General features: G+C 74.2%; 19 protein-coding genes. 7 read left to right on the forward strand and 12 right to left on the reverse strand.

Annotated features, from left to right (window positions below):
• Positions 1–7: 7 nt before the first annotated feature.
• Together flhA and AC4BG9_RS06475 are read left to right on the forward strand one after the other, a co-directional pair.
• A complete protein-coding gene (gene flhA / locus AC4BG9_RS06470; protein ID WP_490570269.1) occupies positions 8–2,062 on the forward strand; it encodes a flagellar biosynthesis protein FlhA in 2,055 nt (684 codons plus the stop codon).
• Positions 2,059–2,328 carry a hypothetical protein gene (locus AC4BG9_RS06475; protein WP_490570270.1) on the forward strand — a complete coding sequence of 90 codons (270 nt, stop codon included), beginning with the start codon at positions 2,059–2,061 and terminating at the stop codon, positions 2,326–2,328. The genes flhA and AC4BG9_RS06475 overlap by 4 nt, the downstream gene beginning before the upstream one ends.
• Here AC4BG9_RS06475 and AC4BG9_RS06480 read toward each other — a convergent pair.
• Together AC4BG9_RS06480 and pdxH are read right to left on the reverse strand one after the other, a co-directional pair.
• On the reverse strand, positions 2,316–3,830 hold the full coding sequence (locus tag AC4BG9_RS06480) for a sensor histidine kinase (protein WP_490570271.1): 1,515 nt from the start codon (positions 3,828–3,830) through the stop codon (positions 2,316–2,318). The genes AC4BG9_RS06475 and AC4BG9_RS06480 overlap by 13 nt on opposite strands.
• Before the next feature lie 243 nt (positions 3,831–4,073).
• The gene (gene pdxH, locus AC4BG9_RS06485) at positions 4,074–4,754 is read right to left on the reverse strand and encodes a pyridoxamine 5'-phosphate oxidase (protein ID WP_490570272.1); all 681 of its coding nucleotides are present in this window, start codon (positions 4,752–4,754) and stop codon (positions 4,074–4,076) included.
• Between the two features lie 96 nt (positions 4,755–4,850).
• On the opposite strand from pdxH, the gene AC4BG9_RS06490 reads away from it, so the two are divergent.
• Together AC4BG9_RS06490 and AC4BG9_RS06495 are read left to right on the forward strand one after the other, a co-directional pair.
• On the forward strand, positions 4,851–5,954 hold the full coding sequence (locus AC4BG9_RS06490) for a citrate synthase 2 (protein WP_490570273.1): 1,104 nt from the start codon (positions 4,851–4,853) through the stop codon (positions 5,952–5,954).
• Positions 5,955–6,027: 73 nt separating this feature from the next.
• Entirely contained in the window at positions 6,028–6,465 is a 438-nt protein-coding gene (locus AC4BG9_RS06495; protein ID WP_490570274.1) for a DUF5709 domain-containing protein, read from the forward strand.
• Between the two features lie 24 nt (positions 6,466–6,489).
• Here the strand turns inward: AC4BG9_RS06495 and AC4BG9_RS06500 are convergent, their stop codons facing one another.
• On the reverse strand, positions 6,490–7,167 hold the full coding sequence (locus tag AC4BG9_RS06500; protein WP_490570275.1) for a VldE C-terminal domain-containing protein: 678 nt from the start codon (positions 7,165–7,167) through the stop codon (positions 6,490–6,492).
• A gap of 92 nt (positions 7,168–7,259) precedes the next feature.
• Entirely contained in the window at positions 7,260–7,820 is a 561-nt protein-coding gene (locus AC4BG9_RS06505; protein ID WP_490570276.1) for a GNAT family N-acetyltransferase, read from the reverse strand.
• A 109-nt stretch (positions 7,821–7,929) separates the two neighbouring features.
• Here AC4BG9_RS06505 and serC point away from each other — a divergent pair, with 109 nt between their 5' ends.
• A complete protein-coding gene (gene serC / locus AC4BG9_RS06510; protein WP_490570648.1) occupies positions 7,930–9,078 on the forward strand; it encodes a phosphoserine transaminase in 1,149 nt (382 codons plus the stop codon).
• On the opposite strand, the gene AC4BG9_RS06515 is transcribed toward serC, so the two are convergent.
• The 6 genes from AC4BG9_RS06515 to AC4BG9_RS06540 all read right to left on the reverse strand — a co-directional run bounded on the left by AC4BG9_RS06515 (position 9,062) and on the right by AC4BG9_RS06540 (position 17,436).
• Entirely contained in the window at positions 9,062–10,072 is a 1,011-nt protein-coding gene (locus tag AC4BG9_RS06515; protein WP_490570277.1) for a DNA topoisomerase IB, read from the reverse strand. The two genes, serC and AC4BG9_RS06515, sit on opposite strands and share 17 nt — an antisense overlap.
• 10 nt (positions 10,073–10,082) lie before the next feature.
• Complete coding sequence (locus tag AC4BG9_RS06520; protein WP_490570278.1) at positions 10,083–11,012, reverse strand: hypothetical protein; 930 nt, start codon at positions 11,010–11,012, stop codon at positions 10,083–10,085.
• Positions 11,009–12,232, reverse strand: coding sequence for a class I SAM-dependent methyltransferase (locus AC4BG9_RS06525; protein WP_490570279.1), 1,224 nt, complete (start codon positions 12,230–12,232; stop codon positions 11,009–11,011). The genes AC4BG9_RS06520 and AC4BG9_RS06525 overlap by 4 nt, the downstream gene beginning before the upstream one ends.
• A gap of 116 nt (positions 12,233–12,348) precedes the next feature.
• On the reverse strand, positions 12,349–15,180 hold the full coding sequence (locus AC4BG9_RS06530) for an FAD-binding and (Fe-S)-binding domain-containing protein (RefSeq protein ID WP_490570280.1): 2,832 nt from the start codon (positions 15,178–15,180) through the stop codon (positions 12,349–12,351).
• Positions 15,181–15,243: 63 nt separating this feature from the next.
• Positions 15,244–16,506 (reverse strand): hydroxyacid-oxoacid transhydrogenase, encoded by a 1,263-nt coding sequence (locus AC4BG9_RS06535; RefSeq protein ID WP_490570281.1) that lies wholly within the window; start codon positions 16,504–16,506, stop codon positions 15,244–15,246.
• A 12-nt stretch (positions 16,507–16,518) separates the two neighbouring features.
• The gene (locus AC4BG9_RS06540) at positions 16,519–17,436 is read right to left on the reverse strand and encodes an NUDIX domain-containing protein (protein ID WP_490570282.1); all 918 of its coding nucleotides are present in this window, start codon (positions 17,434–17,436) and stop codon (positions 16,519–16,521) included.
• 22 nt (positions 17,437–17,458) lie between these two features.
• Here AC4BG9_RS06540 and AC4BG9_RS06545 point away from each other — a divergent pair, with 22 nt between their 5' ends.
• Positions 17,459–18,496 carry an acyltransferase family protein gene (locus AC4BG9_RS06545; protein ID WP_490570283.1) on the forward strand — a complete coding sequence of 346 codons (1,038 nt, stop codon included), beginning with the start codon at positions 17,459–17,461 and terminating at the stop codon, positions 18,494–18,496.
• Here AC4BG9_RS06545 and AC4BG9_RS06550 read toward each other — a convergent pair.
• Entirely contained in the window at positions 18,444–19,253 is an 810-nt protein-coding gene (locus AC4BG9_RS06550) for a lysophospholipid acyltransferase family protein (protein WP_490570284.1), read from the reverse strand. The two genes, AC4BG9_RS06545 and AC4BG9_RS06550, sit on opposite strands and share 53 nt — an antisense overlap.
• Positions 19,254–19,296: 43 nt before the next feature.
• Positions 19,297–20,544 (reverse strand): geranylgeranyl reductase family protein, encoded by a 1,248-nt coding sequence (locus AC4BG9_RS06555; RefSeq protein ID WP_490570285.1) that lies wholly within the window; start codon positions 20,542–20,544, stop codon positions 19,297–19,299.
• A gap of 111 nt (positions 20,545–20,655) precedes the next feature.
• Between AC4BG9_RS06555 and ggt the strand changes: the two genes are divergently transcribed.
• Positions 20,656–22,485 carry a gamma-glutamyltransferase gene (ggt, locus tag AC4BG9_RS06560; RefSeq protein ID WP_490570286.1) on the forward strand — a complete coding sequence of 610 codons (1,830 nt, stop codon included), beginning with the start codon at positions 20,656–20,658 and terminating at the stop codon, positions 22,483–22,485.
• The last annotated feature ends 4 nt before the right edge of the window (positions 22,486–22,489 follow it).

Below are 22,489 nucleotides of genomic sequence, written 5' to 3' on the forward strand. Positions count from 1 at the left end.
CCGTGGCGTGAAGCGCTTGACCCAGCTGGGCGTGCCGGTCGGCATCGTGCTGATCGTCGTGATGCTCGTGGTCCCGCTGCCCGCGGTCGTCCTCGACATGCTGATCGCCCTCAACATCACCGGTGCGCTGCTCATCCTGATGGTGGCCATGTTCGTCACCAGGCCGCTGGACTTCGCCTCGTTCCCGGCCGTGCTGCTGGTGATGACGCTCTTCCGGCTGGCGCTCAACGTCAGCGCCACCCGCTTGGTGCTGCTCGACGGCTACGCCGGCAAGGTCATCGACACCTTCGGCCACTTCGTGGTCGGGGGCTCGCTGATCGTCGGCATCATCGTCTTCGCGATCCTGCTGGTCATCCAGTTCGTCGTCATCACCAACGGCGCCGGCCGGGTCGCCGAGGTCGGCGCCCGCTTCACCCTCGACGCCATGCCGGGCAAGCAGATGGCGATCGACGCCGACCTCAACTCCGGGCTGATCACCGAGGACCAGGCCCGCCTGCGCCGTGCCGAGGTGCACGCGGAGGCGGACTTCTACGGCGCCATGGACGGGGCGTCGAAGTTCGTCAAGGGCGACGCGATCGCCGCCATCGTGATCACCCTGGTCAACCTCATCGGTGGCTTCGCGATCGGCGTCGCCCAGCTGGGCATGCCCTTCGGCGAGGCCATCTCGACCTACAGCCTGCTGACCATCGGCGACGGCCTGGTCTCCCAGATCCCCGCTCTGCTCCTCTCGGTCGCCACCGGCCTGGTGGTCACCCGCCACGCGGGCGACGAGGACATGGGCAGCGACATCATCAAGCAGATCACCGCCAACCAGATGCCGCTGCGCATCGCCGGCTTCGCGGCGTTCTCCCTCTGCCTGATCCCCGGCCTGCCCAAGCTCCCGTTCCTGGTCGCCGGCGGGGTGATGCTGCTGGCCTCCACCCGGGTGCCGGCCAAGCCGGACCCCGCGGAGGCGGAGGCCCAGCGCCAGGTCGAGGCCGCGCCCAACCCCGACTCCCCCGAGCTGCTGGCCGCCGAGATCCAGGTCGACCCGCTCGGCCTCGAGCTGGCCCCCGACATCATCGACCTGGTCGACCCCAGCGTCGGCGGCGACCTGCTCGACCGGGTCAAGGCGCTGCGCCGCAAGGTCGCCTCAGACATCGGCATCGTGGTGCCGCCGGTGCGCACCCGCGACAACATCGACCTGCCCTCGCGGACCTACGCGATCACCCTCTTCGGCATCGAGGTCGCCCGCGGCGAGGCCCCGTCGGGCCACGTCATGGCCATCGGCGACTACCTGGGCAACCTGCCCGGCCAGGCCGGCGTGGAGCCGGTCTTCGGCCTGGAGGCCAAGTGGATCCCCACCGAGCTGCGCAACCAGGCCGAGCTCACCGGGGCCACCGTCGTCGACCGGGCCTCGGTGATCACCACGCACCTGGCCGAGGTGGTCACCCAGCACGCCGCCCGTCTGCTGGGCCGCGAGGACGTGCGTCTGCTCACCGACGTCGTCAAGCGCTCGCACCCGGTCGTCATCGAGGAGCTCACCCCCACCCAGCTCAGCCTCGGCGAGGTGCAGCGGGTGCTCCAGAGCCTGCTCGACGAGAAGATCTCGGTGCGCGACCTGGTCCGGATCTTCGAGGCGCTGTCGCTGCGGGCCGCGGCCTCCAAGGACCTCGACGGACTCGTCGAGTCCGCCCGCCAGGCCCTCGGGCCCGCGGTGGTGGCGCCCTACCTGCAGAACGGCGACGTGCACGTGATCAGCCTCGACCCGCAGCTGGAGCACCGGATGCTGGAGTCGATGCGGGCCACCGACCACGGGGCGGTCCTGGCGCTGGACCCCGACATCGGGCAGCAGATGCTGATCCAGCTGGCCGGGCTCACCGCGGAGGCGGAGAACCGCGACCAGCGGCCGGTGCTCGTCTGCGCCCCCCAGATCCGGGCCGCGCTGCGGCGCCTGGTGCGCCCCACCCTCGACCGGCTGCCGGTCCTCTCCTACTCCGAGCTCGGCGGCAGCGCTCAGGTGCGCTCGGTCGGCGTCGTCACCGGTGACCGCGCCCTCAGCCCGACAGGAGCCCAGCGATGAGCATCGGTCCCCTCAACGGGGTGGTCCTGGGGGCCGCCGCCGTCGTCTCCTCACCGGCCCTGTGGCTCGCCCTGGTGGAGGGCACGCTGCCGTTGGACGCCGCCCTCTCCCGCTACCTGGTCTCGGTGCTGCTGTGCTGGGTGGCCCTCAACGTGGTCTCCCAGCTGGTGGGGCCGGGCGCCCCCGCGCCGGCCCGGGCACCCGCCCCGCAGCCCGGGCAGCCGGGTCCCGGCGGGGCGCCGGCCACGGAGGCTCAGAGCGCCTGAACCGGCACCCGCCAACGGGCCAGCGTCCCCGTCGGCTCCCTGGTCCCGATGCTGAAGGTGCCGCCGAGCAGCGACGCGCGCAGCGCCAGGTTCTCCAGGCCGCTACGGCGGGCCGGATGATCGAAGCCGACGCCGTCGTCGGCCACCTCGACGCTCAGCCAGCCGGAGCCGAGCCGGAGCTCCACCTGGCAGCTGCTCGCCCTCGCGTGCCGGACGACGTTGGCCAGGAGCTCGCGCAGGCTGGCCAGCGCGTGCTCCACCACGACCGGGGCGTCGAGGCCGTCCAGGTCCCCCTGGGTCCGCATCGTGGGGGTGAAGCCGAGCCCCGGCGCATACTCGCGCAGCAGCCCGCGGGCGTCCTGCCGCAGCCGCTGACCGGCGTCGTGCAGGGCGAAGATCGTCGTCCGGATGTCGCGGATGGTCAGGTCGAGGTCGTCCACCGCGGCGCAGAGCCCCCGCCGGGCGAGGTCCAGGTCGTCCTCGCGCAGCAGGCTGCGCAGCTGGAGCCCCGAGGCGAAGATGCGCTGGATCACCACGTCGTGGAGATCGCGGGCGATGCGCTCCCGCTCGCTGAGGACCAGCAGGCGCTCGCGGTCCTGGGCGGCCCGCGCCCGGTCGATCGCCACCCCCGCCTGCTCCGCGAAGGCCGCGACCAGGGCCCGCTCCTCCTCCGCCAGCGGTGCGGTGCGCCCGGCCCACCAGACCCCGAGCAGGTGCCGCTCGTCGCCGGTGAGCTCGACCGGCACCAGCGCGATCACGTCCTGGTCGAAGGCCAGGACCTGCTCCTCGCCCGAGACCAGGACCTCCTCCAGCGCCGGCCGGGCCTGCTCGAAGAGCGTGCGGCTGCGGGTCAGGTGGCCGCGCCGGACGTCGAGCGCCCTGACCTCGTGCAGGCCGCTGGGGTGCGGCACCAGGAGGCCCGCGCCGGTCGCGGCCAGGGCGCGGCGGACCGACCCGGTCACCACCGAGAGCACGTCCTCCAGGGGCACCGCGGAGGTGATCGCGTGGGCCACCTGGGTGGTCGCCTCCAGGCTGACCCGGCGCCGCTCGCCCCGGGCGTGGACGCGGGCGTTGCGCAGGGCGATCCCGGCTGTCCGCGCCACCGCCGCCAGCCGGCCGGCGGCCCGTGGGTCGAAACCGTGGGGTCCGAGCGGCTCGAAGACGGTCACCACGGCCGCCGGGACCCCGTCGACCACGATCTCCTCGCGGAGCCGGGTGCCCCGGGGGTCCGGGCCGGCAGCCCGGCGGTACGGCGTCCCGCGCTCGGTGAGCACCCGCTGCACCGCACCGTGCCCGTCGAGCACCTCGACCCGCCCCCGGGCCCCCTCGGCGACCGCGCACGCACCGGTGGCGAGCCGGCACAGCACCGTCTCCTCGTCGAGGTCGGCGCCGAGGTCCATGATCGTGGACACCAGGAGCCTGAGCCGCCCGACGATCCGGTCGGGCAGGTCGCCCACGTCGTCGTCCGGATCCTGGCGCGCGTGACGCGACTCCTCCCCCATGACGTCAGCGTCTCATGCACCGGCACGACGCAGACGACCCGCAGGCTGCTCCGGGACGGAGCCTGGGCCGGTCGGATGGCGCCGGAGCCTGCGGGTCGGGTGACTGCGGTGGATTAGCTGCTAGCTCGCAGCCACCTCACGCATCCGTGAAGACATCATCTCGCGGACCACCTCCTTTCCCGTGTCCTTCCACGGTAGGTCGCCGCGGGCGCGGAGCCAAGGGATTTTCCGGCCCCGGCGAGGTCAGGGCGCCAGCCGCCGGCGCACCCACCGGGTCGGCACCGGCTCCGCGCGCCGGAACTCCAGCCGGTCGTGCAGCCGGTCCGGCCTGCCCTGCCAGAACTCCCAGGCCAGCGGCCGCACCCGGTAGCCGCCCCAGCGGGGCGGCACCGGGACCTCCACGCCGGCGAACCGCTCCGCCGCGGCCTCGTGCGCGGCCCGGAGCTCGGCGGCCGACCCGACCGGCTCGGACTGGGCCGAGGCCCACGCGCCCAGCTGGGCGCCGCGGGGCCGGGTGGCGAAGTAGGCGGCGACCTCGTCGGGTGGCAGGGACCAGGCCTGGCCGGTCACCCGCACCTGCCGCTCCACCGCGTGCCACCCGAAGAGCAGGGCGCAGTGGGGGTTCGCGGCCAGCTCCACGCCCTTGCGCGAGCCCCGGTTGGTGAAGAAGACGAAGCCGCGCTCGTCGAAGCCCTTGAGCAGCACCGTGCGCGAGGAGGGGACCCCGCCGGCGGAGACGGTGGAGAGGACCATCGCGTTGGGCTCGTGCAGCCCGGAGCCGAGCGCGTCGGCGAGCCAGCGCCGGAAGAGCGCGAAGGGGTCCTCCCCGGCGTCCTCCTCGAGCAGGCCACGGGCGGCGTACTCGCGGCGCAGCGCGGCCAGGGACTCGGCGGGGTCCGGCTCGCGGACCGGTCGGGGTTCCACACGCGCGACCCTAGACCGGCGCAATGGTGCGCAGGAACCAGCCGGGGTGCAGAATTGCGAGAAGCCCCCATCCCCCGTCGAAGGAGTCGAAGCCGCATGACCGAGGTTCACCACGGACTCGAGGGCGTCGTCGCCTTCGAGAGCGAGATCGCCGAGCCCGACAAGGAAGGGTCCGCCCTTCGTTACCGTGGTGTGGACATCGAGGAGATCGTGGGGCGCGTCCCCTTCGAGAACGTCTGGGGCCTGCTGATCGACGGCAGCTACACCCCCGGGCTCCCGCCCGCCGAGGCCTACAACCTCCCGGTGCACACCGGCGACGTGCGCGTCGACGTCCAGGCCGCCATCGCCATGCTCGCCCCGGCCTTCGGCTTCGGCCAGACCTACGACATCAGCGACGAGCAGGCCCGCGAGGACCTCGCCCGCGTCGCCGTGATGGTCCTCTCCTACGCCGCCCAGTCGGCCCGCGGCCTGCACCAGCCCGTGGTCCCCCAGCGCATCGTCGACGAGGGCGGCACCCTCGCCGAGAAGTTCCTGCTGCGCTGGAAGGGCGAGGTGGACCCGAAGCACGCGCACGCGATCGACGCCTACTGGTCCTCGGCCGCCGAGCACGGTATGAACGCCTCCACCTTCACCGCCCGGGTGATCACCTCCACCGGGGCCGACGTCGCGGCCGCCTTCTCCGGCGCGATCGGCGCGATGAGCGGCCCGCTGCACGGCGGCGCCCCGTCGCGGGTGCTGGGGATGATCGAGGACGTCGAGAAGACCGGCGACGCCCGCGCCTACGTCAAGCGGCTGCTCGACGACGGCGAGCGCCTGATGGGCTTCGGTCACCGCGTCTACCGCGCCGAGGACCCCCGGGCCCGCGTGCTGCGGCGCACCGCGCGCGAGCTCAACGCCCCGCGCTACGAGGTCGCCGAGGCGCTGGAGAAGGCCGCGCTGGCCGAGCTGCGGGAGCGGCGTCCCGACCGGGTCCTGGAGACCAACGTGGAGTTCTGGGCGGCCATCGTCCTGGACTTCGCCGAGGTGCCCGCCCACCTGTTCACCTCGATGTTCACCTGCGCCCGCACCGGCGGCTGGTCGGCCCACATCCTGGAGCAGAAGCGGACCGGCCGCCTGATCCGCCCCTCGGCGCTCTACACCGGCCCCGCCTCGCGCCCGGCCTCGGAGGTCGAGGGCTGGAACGACGCCTGGTCTGCCTGACCCGGCGCATCGCCGGACGGGGATCGGGTACGTCCCAGCAGCAAGCGAGACGACGGAACCAGGAGCGACGACGATGACCGAGACCCCGGACAGCGAGTCCTACCACGGCTACTCCGTGGACGACGAGGACCAGCCCCAGGGCGAGGGAGACAGCCTGGTCGATGACCGCGGGCTGACGGAGCCGCTCGACGAGGGCTACTCGCCCCCGGAGAAGTGGTCGCCGGCCCAGGGCTTCGGAAACACTCCCCGCGAGGAGGCCGAGGGCGAGTCGCTGGACCAGCGCATCGCCCAGGAGGAGCCCGAGCCCGACCCCTACGTCCAGGCCGCCGAGCTCGAGGCCGACGAGGACCTCGACGACGGCGAGGTCGGTGCGCAGCGGGCGGGCCGCCTGGTCGACCCCGACCAGGGGGTGGCCGAGGACACCGAGAAGGACCTGGTCGGCGAGGACGTCGGCATCGACGGCGCCGGCGCCAGCGCCGAGGAGGCCGCGGTCCACATCATCGAGGAGTGACCCGGGGCCGCCCCCCGCCCCGGCTCACGCCAGGGGCGGGGGCTGCTCCAGGTACCAGCTGGTCAGGCCGCGGGCCGCCTGGCGCGTCAGCGAGATGTGCACGTGGTCGCGGTGCCGCAGCGTCGGCGAGCAGCGACGCTTGGTGCGGCACGACGAGCTGAGGTAGGCACGGCCGGCGAAGCCGTCGTAGGCGGAGTAGATCCGGTCGTTCCAGATGACGTACATGATCCCCATCCGGCGGGCCAGCGCGTGGGGGTTGCCCAGGTGGTCCGGGGCCAGCACCTCCGCGAGGAACTGCTCGGCGAGCGCCCGCTGGGCGGGGTCGCGGTGGTCGAGCATCCAGTCGAAGGCCCGGGCCTCCTTGTGCTCCGAGGTCGAGGAGCCGGCGCAGCCGCGGCCGATGGGACCGTTGCCGCCCCCGCGCGCCACCAGGGCGGCGGCCAGCAGCAGCACCCCGGGCTTGGCCTTGGGCCGGCACCGGGTCTGGGGCTGGTAGGTCGCGTACCCCTCCAGCACCGAGGTGTAGACCAGGGCCGCGCTGAGCATCGGCACCCGTGCCATCGGCACCGGGGTCGCCGACCGGCCGGCCACGGGATCGGGCGCCGGGCTGGCCTGGGCCAGGCCCGGCACCGTCACCACCGAGGCCAGCAGGAGCACCAGCAGCGCCCTCACGACTGCCCGTGCGGGCCACTCCCTGCTCACCTGCGGATCTCCTCCCCGAGTCCCTCCAGTCACGTCCGTGACGCTACGTCGAGAGGGGCGTCGATGTCCGCGATACGGGTGAGAAAGTCAGATCAGCACGGCGTGTCGGCTGGACGTGCACCTTCGGCGAGCCCCGCGGGCTGGGGCGAGAGGTCCTTGGCGTAGCAGCGGGAGTGCTCCGAGCCGCAGTAGTAGCCGTAGCCCGGGATCGGCCGGTAGCCGCAGGCCTCGTAGAGCGCGATGGCCTCCGGCTGCTTCAACCCGGTCTCCAGGACCAGGGCCCGGATCCCCGCCGCGGCCGCCGCCTCCTCCAGCTCGGCGAGCACCCGGCGGGCGAGACCGCGGCGGCGCTGCCCGGCGACCACGTACATCCGCTTGATCTCCGCGCAGGGGCCCGCGCCCACCCCCGAGGGCGGCTCGACCCGGCGCCAGGCGCCGGTGGCCACCGGCACCTCGCCGAGGTAGCCGACGTAGAACGCACCGGTCCCGTCCTCGAACTCACCCGGGTCGATCGGCGCCTCGTCCGGTCCTCCGTAGAGGACGACGTACTCGGCCTGGACCTCCTGCACCAGCCGGACCGAGTCCGGGTGGGTGAGCGGACGACGACGCAGCCTCAGGGCGGGGCCGAGGTGGTCGGGTGCTGCGGTGCTCATGCTCGTTCCGTTTCGCTCAGATCGGGGGCCGGTGCCACAATGGACCGCGCTGACAGTGTCGTCAGGACGCCCGCGCTGGTCGGCAGCCGCGGGTCCGGTGAAAGGATGCCTGGTGACCTCAACCGCCCACGACGCGCTCATCATCCCGGCCGGCCTGCTGCCCGCCGACGGACGCTTCGGCGCCGGGCCCTCGAAGATCGCGACGAGCCACGTCGAGGCGCTCGCCGCCACCGGGACCTCCCTGCTCGGCACCTCTCACCGCCAGGAACCGGTGCGGCGGATGGTGGGCCACGTGCGTGCGGGGCTGCGGGACCTCTTCGACCTTCCCGAGGGCTACGAGGTGGTGCTCGGCAACGGCGGGGCCACCGCCTTCTGGGACATCGCCGCCTTCGGCCTGGTCCGCAGCCGCAGCCAGCACCTGACCTTCGGTGAGTTCACCTCCAAGTTCGCGGCCTCGGTCCGGGCCGCCCCCTGGCTGGCCGAGCCGTCCGTGATCGCCTCGGAGCCCGGCTCACTCCCCGAGCCGGTGGCCGAGGAGGGCGTGGACGCCTACGCGTGGGCCCACAACGAGACCTCCACCGGGGTGATGGCCCCGGTGCTGCGTCCGCCGGGGGCCGACGAGGACGCCCTGGTGCTGATCGATGCCACCTCGGGGGCCGGCGGCCTGCCGGTCGACGTCCGGGAGACGGACGTCTACTACTTCGCCCCGCAGAAGTGCTTCGCCTCCGACGGGGGCCTGTGGCTCGCGCTGATGTCGCCCCGCGCCCTGGCCCGCGCCGAGGAGATCGCCTCCAGCGGCCGCTACGTCCCGCCGTTCTTCGACCTGCCCACCGCGATCGACAACTCCGCCAAGAACCAGACCTACAACACCCCGTCGGTGGCGACGCTCTTCCTGATGGCCGAGCAGCTCGACTGGATGAACGACCAGGGCGGTCTGCCCGCCATGGTCGAGCGGACCACCGCCTCCTCCGACGTCCTCTACGGATGGGCGGAACGACGACCCTTCGTGACCCCCTACGTCGCCGACCCGGCGCACCGCTCGCTGGTCATCGCCACCCTCGACTTCGACGAGTCCGTCGACGCCGCCCGGCTCGCCGCGGTGCTGCGCGACAACGGCATCGTCGACACCGAGCCCTATCGCAAGCTGGGCCGCAACCAGCTGCGGATCGCGATGTATCCCGCGGTCGACCCCTCCGACGTCGAGCAGCTCACCCACTGCCTCGACCACGTGGTCGAGGCGCTCAGCTCTCCTCGGTGAGCAGCTCCAGCACCGCCCGCTCCAGCGCCGCCTGACGCTCGTCGGGCGTCTTCCACGAGCGCTCGTCGACCCGGTCCACGGTCCGGCCCTCCTCGTAGGCGTCGACCACCCGGGGGTCGACGTAGGAGGTGCGGGCCAGCGTGGGGGTGTTGCCGAGGAAGTCCGAGACCTCGCGGTAGCACGCCGCCAGGGCCCGCTTGCGGGACGCCTTGGTCGCCCCCGGCTCCGGGGTGTGGGCCAGGTGGCCGGCGGCGATCACCGTGGCGTGCCAGGTGCGGAAGTCCTTGGCGGTGGCGTCCACGCTGGTGGTCTCGCGGATGTAGTCGTTGACCGCCGCCGAGTCCAGGGTGCGCCAGGTGCGCCCGTCCTTCCAGGCCAGCAGCCGGGGCTGCTCGCGGTCGCGCCGCCGGCGCATCAGCTCCAGCGCCTCGACCACGGCGGGGTCGTCGATCTCGATGCAGTGCTCCACCCCCGACTTGCCGGTGAAGCAGAAGATCAGCCGCTGCCCCCGGCGCGAGACGTGGCGCCGCTCCAGGGTGGTCAGGCCGAAGCTGCCGTTCTGGTCGGCATAGACGTCGTTGCCGATCCGGAAGTAGCCCAGGTCGAGCAGCCGCACGGCCACCGCGCAGGCGCGACCCAGCTCCATCCCCTCCGCGCCCAGGTCGGTGAGCACCTTCTCCCGCGCCACCGACATCGCCCGACCGAACTCGAGGACCCGGTCGAACTTCGCCGCGTCCCGCTTGGCCCGCCACTGGGGGTGGTAGAGGTACTGGCGGCGCCCGGCGTCGTCCGTGCCGACGGCCTGCAGGTGGCCGTGGGGGTGGGGCGTGACCCACACCTCGCGCCAGGCCGGGGGGATCACCAGCTCCCGGACCCGCTGGGCGTCCTCCTCGGGGAGGCGCCGGCCCTGCTCGTCGAGGTAGACGAAGCCCCTGCCCGCGCGCCGGCGGGTCCAGCCCGGCTGGTCCGGTGACGTGCGACGCAGTCGGGGCATGGGCTCATCCTCACACCCATGGCAAGAGGCTGCGCAGCACGTACTGCCACCACGCCGGGATCGGCTCCCCGGCGGCGGTCTCCTCGTCGGCGGGCGGCGCCTCGTCGAGCAGCCGGCGTACGTCGCCGGGCAACGAGAGCCGCAGCACCTCGCTGCGGGCGCCCTCGGAGCTGAGCCACACCTCGCTGTCGCCGGTGACCATCAGCCCCTCGCCCTGCGGCTGAGCCGGGAGCGCGAGCTCGGCGACCCGCTCCAGCGCGGGGTAGGAGTAGACGTGCAGCCGCTGGTAGGTGCGCAGCAGGAGGTGGCGGCCGTCGGGCCAGAAGGCGCCGTCGGTGACCATCGCGGCGACCTCCCCCAGCTCGGCCAGCGGGTTGGGTCCCGCCGGGTCCAGCTCGGCGGGGGCCTGGACCACCTCCCCGCCGAAGACGCCCTTGCTCACCAGCAGCAGCCGGCCGGTGACCGGGTGGGCCAGCAGCGCCTCGGAGTCGCGGGGGCCGTCGGGCCAGGTCAGCCTCCAGCGCGGCGCGGCCACCTGCGCGGCGCCCCGGCCCACCGGGACCCGCGCCACCTCGACGTCGTCGCGGGCGCGCAGGTTGTCGCCGATGTCGCCCACCCACACCTCGCCCGGCCCCGCGGGCGCCAGCGCCTCGACGTCGGTCGGGTCGTCGGACCAGGTGGTGATCCCCACCGTGCGGCCGGTCGCCGGGTCGACGGCGAAGACCCGTCCGGTGTCGCCGCTGTCGTTGACCGTCGCCAGCAGCGGGCCTGGCCCCGCCTCGGGGTCCGGGACCTCCGCGAGGCCCGAGGACTCCACGATCCGCGGATCGGACATCACCAGCACCACGTCGCCCGCCGGCGGGGTGCTTGCGACCGCGGTGCCCAGCACGAACGGCGTGGCCAGGACCAGGCCGGCCGCCCAGGCCCGCGCGGAGGTCACCGGTCCAGGAGCTCGGCCAGGCGCGGCCGGATGCCCCAGGCCGCGACCAGGTCGTCGTACTCCTTGCGCACCCCGCCGCCCTTGACCGGGCCGCCGCTGCGCACCGCGCGCAGCAGGGTGTTGCGGGGGGTGTGCTCGCTCTCCACGAACTCGACCACGTCGACCTTGTAGCCCTCCAGGCGCAGCAGCGAGGCGCGCAGCGCGTCGGTGAGGGTGTCGGCGAAGCGCTCACGCAGGATGCCGTGGCGGGTGAGCATCGCGTACGGCGCGGGCGTGGGCGTGCGCCGCAGCTGGGCGGCCACGTCGTGGTGGCAGCAGGGGGCGGCCAGCACCAGCGACGCCTGCCAGCCGACGGCCCGGGCCAGCGCCTCGTCGGTGGCGGTGTCGCAGGCGTGCAGCGCCAGCACCACGTCGGGTGCCGCCGCGAGCTCGACCTGCTCGATGGTGCCCACCACGAAGTCGGCCTCGATGCCGAGCGAGGCCGCCACCGAGGAGTTGTGGTCGGCCGACTGCTGCTTGACGTCGACCCCGGTCACCTGGACCGGCAGGCCGCGCACGTGGGTGAGGAACCGCTGGGCGGCGAAGGTGAGGTAGGCGTTGCCGCACCCCAGGTCGACGACCCGCAGCGGCTCCTCGGGGGTCGGGCGGCGCAGGCTCCCCTTGGTCAGGGCCTCGGTGAGGGAGGAGTCGAGGAGCCGGAGGAACTCCTCGACCTGGCGGTACTTGGCCTGGCGGCTCGGCTTGATCCGCCCCTCGGGCGTGGAGATGCCCAGTGCCACCAGGACCGGGTCGTCCTCGGCGAGCAACCGCTGCTTGTCGCGGTCGTGCTCGCGGTCGACGGTCACCGCCTCGCCCCGCTCGGTGGTGTGGACCAGCGCCTCGAGCTTCTTGGTGACCCGCACCTGGTGCTGCTGCGTGGTGGTCTCCACGTGCCAGTTGCCGAAGGGCTCGTCGAGCAGGTCGTCGAGCGCCTCGCGGGCCGGGCTGGGCCGGCCGGGCTCCCCGACGGCGTGGTTGGAGGTGTGGGCCTGGGTCTCGTCGTAGGCGGTCACCTGCAGGTGGAGCCCGGACTTGAGCTCGACGTAGCGCAGCTCGACCCGCTTCCAACGGGGCACGGAGCCCTTCTTGCGCCCCGAGGCGACGGCCCGGACCAGCACGTCGGGGTCGAGGATCAGGCTGCGCATCCGGGCCAGCGCGCGCAGCAGGGGTTCGGCAGCCATCAGTCCCTCACCTCGGGCCTCACTTGAGCAGGGCGGCGAGCACGACGATCACGATCAGTCCCCCGAGCGCCATCGGGATCACGAGCCGGCGGTGGTGGGGGTTCATGACCTCGATGCTAGTTCCCGGCACCCACCGGCAGCCCAGGCCCCACCAGCAGCTCGGCGAGGTGCACGGCCCGGACGCCGGCGAGGTCGTCGAGCTGGTGCCGGCAGGAGAGGCCGTCGGCCAGCACGACCGCGTCGGGGTTGGCCCGCACCGCCGGCAGCAGCTGCAGCTCGGCCACCGCCACGGAGACGTCGTAGTGACCCTGCTCCATGCCGAAGTTGCCCGCCAGGCCGCAGCAGCCGCCGACCCGGGTCACGGTGGCGCCCGCGCGCTGGAGGAGCCGGGCGTCGGTCTCCCAGCCGATCACCGACTGGTGGTGGCAGTGCGGCTGGGCCACCACCTCCACCCCGCGCAGGTCCCGCGGCTGCCAGCCGCGCTCCTCGGAGAGCCGGGCGAGCAGCTCCGCGAGCGAGCTGACCCCGGAGGCGACCTGCTCGGCCCGGGGGTCGTCGCTGAGCTGGACGGCGTCGGAGCGCAGGGTCGCCAGGCAGGACGGCTCCAGGGCGATCACCGGCGCCCCGGAGGCCACGTAGGGCGCCAGGGTCTCGACGGTCTGCTGCATGGTGCTCCGGGCCCGGTCGAGCTGGCCGGTGGAGATCCAGGTCAGGCCGCAGCAGGCGTCCGGCCCGATCAGGGCCGCCCTCAGGCCGGCCTCGCCGAGGAGCTGGATGGCGGCCTGGGCCGCCGACGGGCGGAACTGGTCGGTGAAGGTGTCGGCCCAGATCCAGACGTCCACCTGGTCGGCCAGCTCGCGGGTGCCCAGCACCGACCGCGCGGTCCGCGTCGCGATCCGGGGCAGCGACCGGCGCGGGTCGATCCCGGCGGCCCTGGCCGCCACCCGCACCAGCGGGGCCGCACCCATCGCCCGCTCGGCCAGGCCCCGCCCGAAGCGCTTCGGCGCGAGCCGGACCAGGGCCGGCAGCCAGCCGAGCGTGTAGTGGGTGCGCGGGCGCCGCCGGCCGCGATAGGTCTGGTGCAGCACCTCGGACTTGTAGGTCGCCATGTCGACCCCGGTGGGGCAGTCGCTGGAGCACCCCTTGCAGGAGAGGCAGAGGTCGAGCGCGTCGTGCACCGCGGGGTCGGCCAGGCCGTCGACCAGGGTGCCGTCGAGCGCCTCCTGGAGCACCCGCGCGCGACCCCGGGTGGAGTCCTTCTCGTCGCGGGTGGCCTGCCAGGACGGGCACATCACCGACGAGGCGGGCCCGGTGGCCGGGCCGGCCACGCACTTGCCGACGCCGGTGCAGCGGTGCACCGCACGGCCCATCGAGCCGCCGTCCTCCACGAAGCGCAGCAGCGTCGGCACCTTGGCCACGGGGCGGCCGGGACGCAGGTCGGCGTCGACCGGGGCGGGGTCGACGAGCACGCCGGGGTTGAGCAGGCCGTCGGGGTCGCAGATCGTCTTCGCGGCGCCGAAGAGCCGCAGCGAGTCGGCGTCGTACATCCGCGAGAGCAGCTCGGAGCGGGCCCGGCCGTCGCCGTGCTCCCCGGAGAGGGAGCCGCCGAGGGCGACGATCCGGTCGGTGGCCGCCTCCAGGAACTCGCGGAAGACGCCCCGCCCGCCGTCGGGGGCGTCGCCGTCGAAGGGGAAGTCGATGCGCGCGTGCACGCAGCCGTCGCCGAAGTGGCCGTAGGGCACCCCGTCGAGGTCGAACTCGCGCAGCACCTCGTCGAACTCGCGCAGCCAGGCGCCGAGCTTCTCCGGCGGCACCGCGGCGTCCTCCCAGCCGGCGTAGGCGGGTCGGCTCAGGCTGCGCGCGGCCAGGCCGGCCCCGTCCTCCCGGATCCGCCACAGGGCGGCTGCGGCGCCGGCCTCGCCGACCTCGAGCCGGGAGAGCTCCTCGGCGGGCGGCAGCACCCCTTCGCCGGTGAGCTCGACGAAGAGCCAGCCGGCGCCCCGCGGCAGGTCGGGGACGCTCTTTCCGGACCCGCGCACCAGCTCGACGATCCGGGCGTCCAGGCCCTCGCACGCGACCAGGCCGAGCCCCTGCTCGCGCCCCCCGGCCAGGATGGCGGGGACCGCGTCGGCCGCCTCGATCATCGAGGGGTAGCCCAGCACCACCAGGCGCCGCGGCTCCTCCTCGACCATCCGCACCGTAGCCTCCAGGACCAGCCCCAGCGTGCCCTCGGACCCGACCACGAAGCGGCCCACGTCGCGGCCGTGCTCGGGCAGCAGGTGCTCGAGCGAGTAGCCGCTGACCTGCCGGGAGAAGCGGCCGAAGTGCTGGCGCACGTGGCCGAGGTCGCCGGCCACGAGGTCGAGGAGGCCCCGGCTCACCGGGTCGGTGGGCACGGTGCCGGCGGCCAGGGTGGCGGAGGTGCCGTCGCCCCACAGCACCTCCATGCCGAGCACGTTGTCGCTGGTGCGGCCGTAGCCCAGCGCCCGGGAGCCGCAGGCGTTGTTCCCGATCATCCCGCCGATGGTGCAGCGGGTGTGGGTCGACGGGTCGGGACCGAAGCGGACCCCGTGGGGCGCCGCGGCCCGCTGCAGCGAGGCGTGGACGACTCCGGGCTCCACCCGCGCGGTGCGGGCCTCGCCGTCGACCTCGAGCACCCGGTGCAGGTGGCGGGAGGTGTCGACCACGATCCCGGGCCCGACCGCGTTGCCGGCGATCGAGGTGCCCGCGCCCCGCATGGTCAGCGGGGTCCCGGTCTCGCGGGCCACCGCCAGCACCGCCGCCAGCTCGTCGCGGTGCCGCGGCCGGACGACCGCCCGGGGCACCACCCGGTAGAGGGAGGCGTCGGTGGAGTAGACCGCCCGGGTGACGTCGGCGTCCGAGACGTCGGTGACGCCGGCACGCCGCAGCGCGGCCAGCACGTCGGTGGATCCCGCCTGTCGACTCACCGCACGGACCTCTCGACGCACCTCATGTGCCAAGTGTGAACCACGCCGGCCGGCTGCTCCGACTCACCACAGGGACATGGAACCGCGGAAGACCTCAGCGAGGTCCTCGGCGCCGACCTCGCGGGGGGCGGTGGCCAGCAGCCGCTGCTGGGCCAGGGCCCCCTCGACCAGCGCGTCGACGTCGGTCTCGAGGTAGCCGACCTCGGCCAGCCCGTTGGGGATGCCGATGTCACGCATCAGCGCGCTGAGCACCGACGGCAGCGCCTCGGGACCGGTGGCGGTGGTGCCGGGGTCGAGCAGCCGGGCGGCCTCCAGGTGGCGGGCCGGGTCGGCCTCGAAGGTGAAGCGGAAGGCCGCGGGAGCGGTGAGCGAGACGGCCATCCCGTGCGGCACGATCGGCCCCTCCCCCGGGTAGCCGTCGGGCCGGAAGTCACGCACCCGCCCGGCGATCGGATAGGCGCAGGCGTGCGGCACGTGGACGCCGGCGTTGCCGAAGCCGAGCCCGGCGAAGGTCGCGGCCAGGGCCATCTGCTCCCGGGCCCGCGCGTCGCCGCCGTCGCGCACCGCCTCGCGGAAGGCCCCGGCCAGCAGGCCGAGCGCCCGGGTGGCCCACATGTCGGCGATCGGGTTGGCCCCGCAGTAGGGCACCCGCCGCTCGGGCGCCTTGGCCTCGAAGTCGCCGTACCAGCGGGCGGTCCACGACTCCAGCGCGTGGCAGAGGATGTCCATCCCGGCCGCCGCGGTCACCGCGGCGGGCTGGGTCATGGTCAGGTCGGGGTCGACCACGGCCAGGGTGGGGCGCAGGGCGGGGTGGCTGATCCCGGTCTTCACCTCGAGCGCCAGCACGTCGAGCACGCAGATCGTCGTCGACTCCGACCCGGTCCCGGTGGTGGTCGGCACCGCCACCAGCGGCAGCAGGGGCTTCTCCGGTGCCCGCCCCCGGCCGATCGGCGCGTTGAGGTAGTCCATCAGCTCGCCGTCGTTGGTGGTGAGCAGGTTGACCGCCTTGGCGGTGTCGATGCTCGAGCCGCCGCCGACGGCGAGGACGGCCCCGAACGGCCCGGCGTCGCGGGCGAAGCCGATCGCGTGCTCGAGGGAGGCGTCGGTCGGCTCGACGTGGACCTGGTCGTAGGTGGTGACCTCCAGGCCCGCGGCGCTCAGCTGGTCGGCGATGCGCGCCGGGTGGCCGGTCGCGGCCACCCCCTGGTCGGTGACCAGCAGGACCCGCGTGGCGCCGAGGGCACGCAGGTCGTGGGCGAGCTCACCCGAGGCACCGCGCCCGAACTTCAGCGCAGGTGCCGCGTAGGTGAAGATCTGCTCGCTCACGGGGATGCTCCTTCATCGAGGGGGGTGGTGGGCCACAGCGTGCCTCACCACGTCCAATACCTCCACCGCGCCGTCCTCGATCTGTGCGAGCGGCACAAAGGCCGCGGCGTCCGTTGTGCCGTCGACCTCGACGACCCGGGGCTCGGCCCCGTCGGGCACCGTCGCGTCGAAGATCAGGTGCACGCCGTGGAAGTCCTCGAAACGGCCGCTCGGCGCGGTCCCCGAGAAGTGCACGTCGTGCACGTCGAGCAGCGCGCCGACGCGGCACTCCAGCCCGGTCTCCTCCCGCACCTCGCGCGACAACGCCGCGGCCGGCTGCTCCCCGTGGTCGACTCCCCCGCCCGGCAGGGTCCAGCTCCCGGAGTGGAAGCCCCGCGCGGAGATCCGGGTCAGCAGCACCTCCTCCCCGCCCGCCCCGGGCCGGCGCACCAGGGCGTAGGCCGCCACCCGCTGGTTCCTGGCCGGCTGCAGGTCGCCGAGCGCCTCGACCACCATGGGCGCCACCGGGACCGCCCCGCCCACGACGTCGGCCACCGGCTTCCAGGCCGCCTCGACGGTCGACCCGTCCACCTCGACCACGCGCGGCTCCGGGGAGGTGGGCGGCACCCAGCCCTCGTAGACGATGCGGAGCGCGTGGGCGTCGACCACCCGCCCCTCCCGGCGCACGCCGGGCATGTGGGCGGAGTAGACGTGGGCGGTCTCGCCGACGGTGACCGCCAGGCCGGTCTCCTCGTACACCTCCCGCACCACGGCGGCGCGCGGGTCCTCCCCGTGGTCCAGCCCCCCGCCGGGCAGCGTCCAGAGCTCGTGGGTCGCGATCCGCTCCGAGATGCGGCTCAGCAGGACCTCCTCACCCGCATCGCCCGTCCGTCGGATCACGGCATAGGCCGCCACGCGCTGGTGCCTGGGGAGGTCGCCGGGGGTGCTCATGGGGCAAGGCTAAGGTGACGGCGTGCCCAGACGCCGGGACCCGTGGCTGGACAACGCCAAGACCGTGCTCGTAGTCCTGGTGGTGGTGGGCCATGCGCTGGTGCTGCTGCCGGCCGGGGACCTGAAGTCGCGCGCCTACGACTTCATCTACTACTTCCACATGCCGGCCTTCGTGCTGCTCACCGGCTACCTGTCCAGGAGCTTCCGGTGGACCCGCAAGCACCTGTGGTCGCTGGTCACCACGCTGGCGGTCCCCTACCTGATCTTCGAGCTGCTGATGGCGCTGTGGCGGGTCCACGTGGTCCACCAGGTCTCCAGCCTCGAGGCGCTCTCCCCGCTGTGGCTCAACCCGCACTGGCCGATGTGGTACCTGGTGGTCCTCATCCTGTGGCGGCTCGCCACCCCGGTGCTGGTGCTGCACTGGCTGATGGTGCCGGCCTCGGTGGTGGTGAGCCTGCTGGCCGGGGGGATCGACGTCGAGCTCCTCGACCTCAACCGCGCGCTCGGGCTGCTGCCCTTCTTCGTCGTCGGGCTGCACCTGCCCCGCCCCGTGCTCGGCGCCCTCCGCGCCCGCGGCTCCGGCCTCGCCGGCCTGGCCGTGCTCGCCGGGCTCTGGTGGCTGGCGGCACGGACCGACGACCACTGGTCGACGCAGTGGCTCTACTACCGCAACGCCTACGACACCCTGGGCGTCGGTCTCGCCGAGGGCGCCGAGATCCGGGCCCAGCTGATCGTCCTCGCCCTGCTGGGCACCTTCGCGGTGCTGAGCCTCGTCCCGCACCGGCGGTCGGCCGTCACCGACGTCGGCGCCTACACGATGGGGGTCTACCTCCTGCACGGCTTCGTGATCCGCTGGGTGGAGGCGCAGGGCTACCAGGAGTGGCTGCCCGGGGACGGCTGGACGTCGCTCTTCATCACCGTGGCCGCCGCGGTGGGGTTGGCCCTGCTGCTGGGCTGGCGCCCCCTGGCGACCCGGCTGCTCTGGCTGGTCGACCCCGTCAACACCTTCACCCGGTGGCGGGCGGAGCGGAGACGGCCCCAGGTCCCCACGTCGGGCTGACCGCGGCACGCGGCACGTCGTCCAGCGCGGCGGCCTCGACCAGGCAGGGGGCGTGCCCGCCGAGGTGGGCGGGGTACCACGGGGCGTGCTCGCCGGGACCGGGCCGGTGGTGCGGCAGCCGCTGCAGCCCCTCCAGCATCTCGGTCAGGGTCGCGCCCAGCCGGCGCGTCCACTGCGTCAGCTCCTCCCCGGGACCGAAGGTGAGGGGCGGGCCGAAGGCGAGGTCGACCCTTCTGCCGCGGGTCCAGTCGGGCGACGGCTCCACCCCGTCGACCGGGCGCCCCACCGAGTAGAGGCGCTGGATCCCCCACAGGGCGACCGGGACGACGACCGCCCCGGTCTCCCGGGCCAGCGCCGCGGTGCCGCGCATCAGTGACCGCACGGTGAAGGAGTAGGAGATCCCGGCCTCGGGATAGATGCCCACGGCCTCGCCCTCGCGCAGCAGGCGGCGCGCCGCGAGGTAGGCGCCGGCGGGCGCGCTGCGGTCGACCGGCACGTGCCGCATCCGGTCCATCGGGAGCCGGAGGCCGGGCGCGTGCCACACGTCGTGCCGGGCGGTGAAGCGGACGAAGCGCCCGCGGCGCCGGGCCGCCAGCGCGATCGGCAGGGAGTCGGCGTACGAGACGTGCGTCGCGGCGAGGATGACCGGCCCGTGGCGCGGCAGGTGCTCGAGGCCGGAGACCTCCAGGCGTACGTCGAGGGCCCGCATCGCGAGGCTGCCCAGCGCCAGGGTGGTCCGGTAGCAGCCTTCCCTCACAGGCGCCGACGGTAGCCGTCAGCGAGGTCCGGCGCCGGTGGAATCAGGAAAAGGGCGGACGCGCGTCGAGCGCCAGCGACCGCCGGCCGGCCCAGCGCCAGACCCGCGCGGCCCGGTCCCGGTCCTCCTCGGTGACCAGGTTGCCCATCCAGCGCAGCGCGAGCGTCATCAGCCAGTCCGAGCGCATCCCGGGCGGCCCCAGGGTGGCCACCACCCGGGGGACGGTGGCGATCCCGGCGAGCCGGCGGGCGATGGAGAACGCCTCGCCGTAGTGCTCGCGCAGCAGCGCGGGCCACGCCTCGCCCAGGTCGTCCCCAGCCGCGATGGTCTCGGCGACCAGCCGCCCGGTCTCCAGGCCGTAGTCGATGCCCTCCCCGTTGAGCGGGTTGACGCAGGCGGCGGCGTCGCCGATCAGCGCCCAGTTGCGGCCGGCGACGTTGCTGACCGCGCCGCCCATCGGCAGCAGCGCGGAGGTCTCGGCCCGCAGCTGGCCGGTGATCCCGAAGTCGGCACGGCGCTGCTCGGCGTAGAACCGCATCAGCGGCTTGACCGCGATGTCGGCCGGCCGCTTCGAGGTGGCCAGCGCACCCACACCCAGGTTCACCTCGCCGGTGCCGAGGGGGAAGATCCAGCCGTAGCCGGAGAGCACCTTGCCGGTCTCGTCGCGCAGCTCCAGGTGGGAGGAGATCCACGGGTCCTGCGACATGGTCGAGGCGACGTAGGAGCGGCCCGCCACGCCGTAGACGGTGTCGCGGTGCCACTCGCGGCCCAGCTTCTTGCCCAGCGGCGAGCGGACGCCCTCGGCCACCACGAGCCACCGGCAGCGGACCTCGGTGCGGACGCCGTCGCGCTCGAGCACCACGGCGGCCACCCGGTCGCCGTCCATCACGACGTCGACCGCCTTGGTGCCGTCGACCGCCGTGGCTCCCCACTTGATGGCGGTGCTGCGCAGGTGGTCGTCGAGCTCGGTGCGCGCGACCGCGGAGCCCCAGTCGGGCAGCGTGCCGCCGGGCACCGCCCACGGCAGGTGCAGGGTCTGGCCGAAGCCGTGGGCGCGCAGGCCCTTGCTGACGACGTGCGCGCGCAGCCAGTCCTCGAGGCCGAGCCGGGTCAGCTCCCCGATGGCGCGCGGCGTGAGGCCGTCGCCGCAGGTCTTGTCGCGGGGGAAGACGGCCATGTCGACCAGGAGGGAGTCCAGGCCGTGACGGGAGGCCCAGGCGGCGGCCGCCGAGCCGGCGGGACCGGCACCGACGACCAGGACGTCGGTCTGGGCGGGCAAGGGGTCGGGCACGCCGCGATTCTCTCAGGCCCCCGGTGAGGCGGCGCACCCCCCTCGACAGCGGCGCCGAGGTGGAGGAGGGTGAACGGACCCAGCCAGCCGGCACACGTCTCGGGAGGACCCATGCCAGGACCAGCACGCACCCTCGCCACCGCCGTCGGGGCCCTCGCCCTCGGCGCCTCCGCCCTGGTCGCGACCGGGCCGGCCCACGCCGCCCCCCGGGACGACACCAAGGTGCCCACGGCGGTCGGCCGGGGCGGCGCGGTCAGCACCGTCGACCCCGAGGCCACCCGGGCGGGTCTGCGGGTGCTCCGGGCCGGCGGCAACGCCGTGGACGCGGCCGTCGCCGCGGCCGCCGCGCTCGGCGTCACCGAGCCCTACAGCGCCGGCATCGGGGGCGGCGGGTACTTCGTGCTCTACGAGGCCGCGACCGGCAAGGTGCGCACCCTGGACGGGCGCGAGACCGCCCCGCGCAAGATGCGCCGCGACGCCTTCATCGACCCCGCCACCGGGGCGCCGTACAACTTCACCCCCGAGCTGGTCACCAGCGGCGTCAGCGTCGGCGTGCCCGGCACCCTGGCGACCTGGGACAAGGCGCTGCGCAGGTGGGGCACCTGGGGGCTGGACGAGGCGCTGGCCCCGGCCACCGAGATCGCCCGCCGGGGCTTCAAGGTCGACGAGACCTTCCGCCAGCAGACCCTGGACAACGCCGAGCGGTTCCGCGCCACCAGGGAGTCCAGGCGGCTCTGGCTGCCCGGCGGGGACGCACCCCGGGTCGGCTCCGTCTTCCGCAACCGCGACCTCGCCGAGACCTACGACCTGATCGCCCGCCGGGGCATCCGCGCCTTCTACGACGGCCCTCTCTCCAAGCAGGTCGTCCGGGCGGTCCGCCGGCCCGACCGGGTCAGCGGGACCACGCTCCCGGTCCCGGCCGGCACGCTCGACCGCAAGGACCTGCGCGGCTACCGGGTGGTCGCCCAGCGGCCGTCCAAGGTGGACTACCGCGGCTACCAGGTCTACGGGATGGCGCCCTCCTCCTCGGGCGGCTCCACCGTCGGCGAGGCGCTCAACATCCTGGAGCGCTACGACCTGCGGTCGATGTCGGTCACCGACGCGCTGCACCACTACCTGGAGGCCAGCGCCCTGGCGTTCGCGGACCGCAACAAGTACGTCGGCGACCCCGCCTACGTCGACGTCGCGCTGCGCGACCTGCTCAGCGACGCCTTCGCGGCCGAGCGGGCGTGCGCCATCACCCCCGGCAGGGCGCTGGCGAAGCCGACCGCCCCGGGCAACGTCGCGGACTACGACGGGATCTGCACCGCCGCCCCCGACGCCGGCGAGGACGCGGCCGACACCGAGAACATCTCCACCACCAACCTGACCGTCGCCGACCGGTGGGGCAACGTCGTGGAGTACACGCTGACCATCGAGCAGACCGGCGGCTCCGGCATCACCGTGCCCGGCCGCGGCTTCCTGCTCAACAACGAGCTGACCGACTTCTCCACCGTCTACGACGCGGGCGACCCCAACCGGATCCAGCCCGGCAAGCGGCCGCGCTCCTCGATGGCGCCGACCATCGTGCTCAAGGACGGCAAGCCGTTCCTGGCGCTGGGCTCCCCCGGCGGGTCCACGATCATCACCACCGTGCTGCAGATGCTGGTGAACCGGATCGACCTGGGGATGACCCTGGAGCAGGCGATCGCCGCCCCGCGGGCGACGCAGCGCAACGGCGCCAGCACGACCGCGGAGCCCGAGTTCATCACCGCCTTCGGGGCCGGGCTGACCGCCTACGGGCACACGCTGGTGGCGGCCGGTGACGCGTTCACCAGTCAGGCCGAGATCGGCGCGGCCACCGCGATCGAGCTCTCCGGACGCCGGCTGACCGCGGTCTCCGAGCCGGTCCGCCGCGGCGGCGGCGCCGCGGGGGTGGTCACCCCACGCTCGGCCGACTGATGCG

The sequence above is a fragment of the Nocardioides sp. Z40_12 genome, assembly GCF_058215795.1.

Excerpts from the sequence above, each read along its gene's own strand:
- AC4BG9_RS06475 (WP_490570270.1), top strand. The coding sequence starts at position 2,059 with ATGAGCATCGGTCCCCTCAACGGGGTGGTCCTGGGGGCCGCCGCCGTC.
- AC4BG9_RS06480 (WP_490570271.1), bottom strand. The coding sequence starts at position 3,830 with ATGGGGGAGGAGTCGCGTCACGCGCGCCAGGATCCGGACGACGACGTG.
- AC4BG9_RS06490 (WP_490570273.1), top strand. The coding sequence starts at position 4,851 with ATGACCGAGGTTCACCACGGACTCGAGGGCGTCGTCGCCTTCGAGAGC.
- AC4BG9_RS06495 (WP_490570274.1), top strand. The coding sequence starts at position 6,028 with ATGACCGAGACCCCGGACAGCGAGTCCTACCACGGCTACTCCGTGGAC.
- AC4BG9_RS06505 (WP_490570276.1), bottom strand. The coding sequence starts at position 7,820 with ATGAGCACCGCAGCACCCGACCACCTCGGCCCCGCCCTGAGGCTGCGT.
- AC4BG9_RS06515 (WP_490570277.1), bottom strand. The coding sequence starts at position 10,072 with ATGCCCCGACTGCGTCGCACGTCACCGGACCAGCCGGGCTGGACCCGC.
- AC4BG9_RS06525 (WP_490570279.1), bottom strand. The coding sequence starts at position 12,232 with ATGGCTGCCGAACCCCTGCTGCGCGCGCTGGCCCGGATGCGCAGCCTG.
- AC4BG9_RS06540 (WP_490570282.1), bottom strand. The coding sequence starts at position 17,436 with ATGAGCACCCCCGGCGACCTCCCCAGGCACCAGCGCGTGGCGGCCTAT.
- ggt (WP_490570286.1), top strand. The coding sequence starts at position 20,656 with ATGCCAGGACCAGCACGCACCCTCGCCACCGCCGTCGGGGCCCTCGCC.